The following is a 5,852-nucleotide window of genomic DNA, read 5'->3' as shown; positions in this document are numbered from 1 at the left end:
TGGTGTGGTTGCAGATAGATTTGCTGTGAACGTGTTGGTGCACTTGCACTATGGAAACAGCTTCATTAGTTTCTGCTTGTAAAAGGTGATGATGATGAGGAATTATGTCGTGCCCCAGTAGCACCAACATAGGTGTCAGCATGAACAGACATAAGATGTATTGCTTTAATTTCCGCATCTATTAATTTATTTACAGCAAATATAGATCTTCATATAGTGATATCCAATACCTATATATTGGGATTCGGATTTGTCTTTTCGAAAAATATGCTTTTTGAATTCTCTTTTGTTTAAAAACAAAGAAAGCCGTAGAGAAATTTCTCTACGGCTTTTCAACATTTTTAAGCTACTTATTTTGTACACTCGCTTTTTTCACAAGCGGTTGTTGCGCATTCTTTAGAACATTCAGTTTTAACAGTTGTTTCAGCTAAAATTGAATCTCCAACAGCTTCAGCAACAACTTCGGTGCTATCAATTGAAGTTTCCATTTCAGTGCTATCTACTGCTGCTTCGGTGCAACATGCTTTTTCTTCAGAAGAAGCTGCAGTTTTAGTTTTGTCTCCACAAGAAGTAAGTACAAATCCGCAAATTGCGATGGTGAATAGTAATTTTTTCATAGTTAGATAAGTTTAATATGTAATAATAATGATTAAAGGCTACTTAATTAGGGGGTTAAAGTTAATTTTATCACTTTTTTAATTTCCCGAATATGTTTGCTAATGTATTATATATTCTTAATAAAAGCAAGCTTTGTATTAAATTTAATAAAATATATTTGGTGTTTGTTTTTGGCTTTTTTATTCAATTAAATTTCTTGGTGGTTAAATTTTCTTCTAAAATGAACTGATCTTCTTGGTTTTTTGTAAAAGAGCTGTAAATGAAGTAAATGGCAGGATTGTGTCTGTGGTTTTTTAGTTGAAGATTTCTTCTTTTTGTGAATTCTACACGGCTTTTATCCAGATTTCCAAAGTAAAATTCGGCTTTATTAGGATGTTTATTTGCTACCGAAATATCAATAGGAATCCAGGGATTTACTTTTTTGTGAAAATCCGTTCGAAAATGGCAAGTTTTAGTGCTTCCTTTTTGTCCTTCAGAAATTGAAAATCCCATGTAAAAGTGAGCAGGTACTTCTAAATTACTTTGTGGAGATACTCTCCGGATTTGTAGTAAAGTGAACGAATCTAAACCAAAGTGATGGTGTTGCAAAGGGCTCTGATCATTTTCGCTCCCTAAATAAGGATATCTTTTTAATGATTGTTTTATAGGTCATTAGCAAGGTTACTCAAAAACTAAAACTAGATTCTAACATAAAAAGGATTGTTTTTGTTGAATTTGTTATGACCGACGAAAAAGTGGATCATTATTTTCAATTTATAGGCTTGCCACGAGAAAATAAAATTGGATTGATTGATGAAATAAACTAAATTAGTGTTTGGCATAATAAAAATGATCATGTTAAGTGCTGTTATTGCTGATTATTATAAGGTCGTTCTTTAGTTTTTTGAAAATTAATAGGTTGTGTGGTTTGTGAGGGTTCTTGATATCGATGTTTGTACAGCATTCTGAATTGATGGAATGCAAAACTAGGTCGTCGGAATGTGAAAGTAGCTTGTCGTAATGAGAGAGTAGGCTGTCGGAACGAAGAATTAGCATGAGAGAATCGGACAAATCAATAAACTTGAAATGCAATAGAATTAAGTAGTTCTATATAATTAATAACGAAAAAATAAGTAAAATGGCTAAAACGTATTTTAAGTTCAGGCAAGAGGAATTGCCTGTAGTAGGTGAAATTCTTTTACAATTATTTACTCGTGATCGTGCAAAATTTGAGGATTTTTCTGCAGAATATAACGATGAGTATCTTGCATCCTTACAAGCTCAAATTCAAAAAATTAAAGATTTGACTCAGGCGCCAACATTAACTGCGGAGATTAAAAAAATTACTGAAGATCTTTACTCTCTAATGGGAGAGGTCATTCCGAAACTAGATTTAATTGCGGCTTATGCGCATAGGGCTAATAGCAAACTATTGCTTAAGAGTTCCGATTTTGGTGTGAAAGATGCCAAAAAAGAGCTACGAAGAAAAAATGTAGAAGGTTTTTTCTTAAAAATGAAAATTGTTCAGCAGAATATCGCTAGCAATTTAGAGGCTCTTACCGAAAAAGGCTATAAAGAGAGCTTGGGTAGTGAAATCGAAGAAATGAGTCAAAAGGTATACAACCTGAACTTGAAGCAAGAGGATAAATTAAGCAAACGCAAACAATTGGTGGTCGATAACAATGCTGAATTTACCATTATGTGGAAGATGCTTAGCGATCTGTCTAAAACAGGAAAGATGCTTTTGAAATCGGATGATTTGAAATCGAAAGAATACATGTTTACCAAGTTAATTAACAAGGTGCGTAATATTCCAGTTACTAAAGAGGTTAAAAAAGATAAAAGGGGTAGTGAATCTGATCAGAATAAGGATATTAAAGTTTTGGAAACTGAAAATATGTAGCTGTGATTTAGGTTTGAATTTTGTTTTTGTGCATTTCTAACTTAGGAATGCACATTTTTTTTGAAGTAGAAATAGCTTTTCAAGTGATACTATTGGACTGTTGTGAGCATTGAAATTTGTTGGTGTATTTTTTTGTTAGGATGATTGGTGGGTGAATTTGCAATGCCAAATGTTTTAGTTGGTTTTTAACTGCAAATTTTGAGATTGATTAAGGTGGAAGCTTTACTGACATCAATAGGAAGACAAAAAAATAAGTGTAGCTCTGATTTCTCTGGAGGTACACTTATTATATCGGAATGATTTATTTGAATCATCTGGCCACTAGGCCCTTTTTGCTCACTACTTGCTGAAGGCATAATTATACTCTTTATTGTCAGACACTAAACGAACTTTATAATCTCCTTTTGGTAATGCTTCTACATTGAATTTTTTTGAGAAAGTTGGTTTAGAATCGTAAGAGTTGTTGAATACTTCGTTTCCAAATTCATCGTTGATAGTGATGTCGAAAGTTGTATTGTTGAATGATAAATAGGTTACAAACAAGTTGTCTTTATCGGCTCTGAATAGTGTTTTCTCAGAAGCGACAGTTTCAGAATCAGACACTAATTTATTATTTACAACTTCGAATTGTTTTTCAACAGTATCTTCTTTACCAGCAAGAACAATTTTGTAAGTTCCATCTTCAAGGTATGAGAAATCGAATAATTTTTGAGCAGAAACTTCACCATTTAATTTGTTTGAATAGTATAGGTTTCCTGCTTCATCGTAAATCTTCATATTAACAGCTGATTCAGAAGAGTTGGTAATGGATACAATAGAGAAATTAGTATCCAAGTAAGGATTGATACGAATGTTACCTGTTGCAAATGCTGAACTTGCTCCTAAGAAAAGTGCTACTCCCAGCACTAATCCTTTTAGTGTAATGTTTTTTCTTTTCATCTTTTTAAATTTTAATTGAGTAATAAATTTTACTAAATCAACCATCGATTATTTGTTATTGGCTGACATTGTAAATCTATGTATTAATTTTAGAAATGATCTAAATAAAATGGTTAAAATCATAGAAATTGCAAAAAAACTAACTTAAAACGGTTTCGGAAAGCCCCGAAATTGTTTGCGTTAGATCGATTAAATAAAGAAATTTGTCATTATTAAGACGAAAAGGGTATTTTATTTTTTATGATAACGTTTTCGAGATTTTCAAAAAAAGGCCAAAACATCATTTTTTTGCTAAACTCTTCAAAAAAAAGATAATAATTGACTCTGTTGGGGGGTGAAATGCCATCTTTCAAGAGTTGTTTTTAGATTTAAATTTAAGAGGCCCCTTCTTTTTAAGGTGTGGAGTTGAAAACATGCATATTTATATTGAGTGCCAAAGTCTAATGCGTTTTTCCATTGATTTTTCAGATTTGAATCGATTTGCAAATCAATGGAGTGATTGAATTATTGGTTAACATAAAAGAATGAATCGAATTGCCTATTGGATATACTACTCCTTCCGCCGATATTTTCAATGAATTGGTTAAAGGTGCACATATTCTTTTTGGAACTACTTGGTTGAGTGTATGGCGCAAGGGGGAGGCAGCAAAAATTTTATTTTTTCAATTCTCCCGCTGAGTTTTGGCAATTTACTTGTGGAGGAAGAATATCATCCAATGATTACTGGTCAAAAAAGTGTGTGAACCTACAATCTACTTTAAAGCTGCTCATGTAAAAATACAAGTCGCTTACATAGAAAGCGAAAATGCGTTTACACGATTGCTGTGATTGAGTTATTTTGTAAGCTAGCCATTATTCATTTCCACATAGATCTGTTTGCGGTGAATTGTAATTTTAATAGGAAAAACTGTTGGTACAATAAGATGCAGGCTTATGCAGTTTTTGATATTCTCATGGCTTGCAACGAAATGTGGATGGGCCTTAGTGTAAATTTAGTTTGCTATTTTCTTGCTTGCATATTTCTGAAAGCTGGAGAAATGATTGTTTTGGAAGGCTTAATGGTACAAGTAAGAAGACAAAAAAATAAGTGTAGCTCTGATTTCTCTCGAGATACACTTATTTATATAGGAATGACTCTTTTGAATCATTTGGCCACTAGGCCCTTTTTGCTCACTATTTGCTGAAGGCATAGTCAAACTCTTTATTGTTAGAAACTAAACGAACTTTATAATCTCCTTTTGGCAATGCTTTTACATTGAATTTTTTTGAGAAAGTTGGTTCAGAATTGTAAGAGTTGTTAAAAACTTCATTTCCAAATTCATCGTTAATAGAGATGTTGAAAGTTGTATTTTTGAATGACAAGTAAGTTACAAACAAGTTGTCTTTGTCGGCTCTGAATAGAGTTTTCTCTGAAGCAATATTTTCAGAAGCATCGACTAATTTATTGTTAATAATTTCGAATTTTTCCTCGATAGTATTTTCTTTACTAGTAAGAATGATTTTGTAAGTTCCATCTTCAAGATATGAGAAATCGAATAATTTTTGTGCTGAAGCTTCACTGTTTACTTTGTTTGAATAATACAAGTTTCCTGCTTCATCGTAAATTTTCATTTTTACAACCGATTCTGATGGGTTAATGATAGATACAATAGAGTAATCAGTATCTAAGTAAGAATTGATACGAAGGTTACCTGTTGCAAATGCTGAACTTGCTCCTAAGAAAAGTGCTACTCCCAGTACTAATCCTTTTAATGTGATGTTTTTTCTTTTCATCTTTTTAAAATTTTAATGTGTAATTCAATTACTAAATCAATCGTGTTTTATTTGTTATTGATTGACGTTGTAAATCTATGTAATAATCATTGGAAATGATCTAAATAAAATATTCAAAATCGAATAATTTGTAAAAAAAACTACTTAAAACGGTTGCGCAAATGCCCGGAATTGTTTGCGTTACATTGATTTAATAAAGAGTTTTGTCATTATTAACACAAAAAGGGGATTTTGACTTTTATGATAACGTTTCCGAAGAATCCGAAAAAGAGCTAAAACGTCATTTTTTCGTGTACGCCTCTAAAAAAGTGATCAGAATTGATTCTTTTTTGGGGTGAAAAAATCATCTTTTAAAGCTATTTTTGAGTTTATTTTTAAACCACCTTTTATTTTTGAGATAGAGAGTAAAAATTCACACACTATATATATGAACTACCAAAACCTAATTGATTTTTCCATTCATCCTTCCGATTTAAATCGGTTTTCAAATCAGTGGGAAGGATTGAAAGATTTTATTGCTGAGAAAAAAATAGAAGGTATCGAATTACTAATCGGTTATGATACTCCTTCAGGGAACATACCTATGGAATTGGTGAAAAGCGTGCATTTGCCTTTCTGGGTTACTTGGTTAGAAGTGTGG

General features: G+C 32.1%; 6 protein-coding genes. 2 read left to right on the top strand and 4 right to left on the bottom strand.

Annotation, left to right across the window (positions count from 1 at the left end):
- Positions 1-350: 350 nt before the first annotated feature.
- Together ABYT26_RS17305 and ABYT26_RS17300 are read right to left on the bottom strand one after the other, a co-directional pair.
- Complete coding sequence (locus ABYT26_RS17305; protein WP_372756228.1) at positions 351-617, bottom strand: hypothetical protein; 267 nt, start codon at positions 615-617, stop codon at positions 351-353.
- A 184-nt stretch (positions 618-801) separates the two neighbouring features.
- Entirely contained in the window at positions 802-1,110 is a 309-nt protein-coding gene (locus ABYT26_RS17300) for a hypothetical protein (RefSeq protein WP_372756226.1), read from the bottom strand.
- Between the two features lie 625 nt (positions 1,111-1,735).
- Between ABYT26_RS17300 and ABYT26_RS17295 the strand changes: the two genes are divergently transcribed.
- Positions 1,736-2,500, top strand: a complete 765-nt coding sequence (locus ABYT26_RS17295; RefSeq protein ID WP_372756224.1) for a hypothetical protein — start codon at positions 1,736-1,738, stop codon at positions 2,498-2,500.
- Positions 2,501-2,839: 339 nt separating this feature from the next.
- Here the strand turns inward: ABYT26_RS17295 and ABYT26_RS17290 are convergent, their stop codons facing one another.
- Positions 2,840-3,439, bottom strand: a complete 600-nt coding sequence (locus ABYT26_RS17290) for a hypothetical protein (RefSeq protein ID WP_372756222.1) — start codon at positions 3,437-3,439, stop codon at positions 2,840-2,842.
- Between the two features lie 1,173 nt (positions 3,440-4,612).
- Positions 4,613-5,212, bottom strand: coding sequence for a hypothetical protein (locus ABYT26_RS17285; RefSeq protein WP_372756220.1), 600 nt, complete (start codon positions 5,210-5,212; stop codon positions 4,613-4,615).
- A gap of 427 nt (positions 5,213-5,639) precedes the next feature.
- Here ABYT26_RS17285 and ABYT26_RS17280 point away from each other — a divergent pair.
- The coding region (locus ABYT26_RS17280; RefSeq protein ID WP_372756218.1) for a hypothetical protein at positions 5,640-5,852 on the top strand (213 nt) is incomplete at its 3' end.

Source organism: Labilibaculum sp. (assembly GCF_041595635.1).
In the GTDB taxonomy this organism is placed as follows: Bacteria; Bacteroidota; Bacteroidia; order Bacteroidales; family Marinifilaceae; genus Labilibaculum.
Note: the sequence above shows the minus strand (reverse complement) of the source record. Positions and strands in the feature narration are given on the sequence as shown.

What these genes read in the sequence shown, in the direction of transcription:
- ABYT26_RS17305 (WP_372756228.1), bottom strand. Translation starts at nt 617, where the DNA reads ATGAAAAAATTACTATTCACCATCGCAATTTGCGGATTTGTACTTACT.
- ABYT26_RS17300 (WP_372756226.1), bottom strand. Translation starts at nt 1,110, where the DNA reads ATGGGATTTTCAATTTCTGAAGGACAAAAAGGAAGCACTAAAACTTGC.
- ABYT26_RS17295 (WP_372756224.1), top strand. Translation starts at nt 1,736, where the DNA reads ATGGCTAAAACGTATTTTAAGTTCAGGCAAGAGGAATTGCCTGTAGTA.
- ABYT26_RS17290 (WP_372756222.1), bottom strand. Translation starts at nt 3,439, where the DNA reads ATGAAAAGAAAAAACATTACACTAAAAGGATTAGTGCTGGGAGTAGCA.
- ABYT26_RS17285 (WP_372756220.1), bottom strand. Translation starts at nt 5,212, where the DNA reads ATGAAAAGAAAAAACATCACATTAAAAGGATTAGTACTGGGAGTAGCA.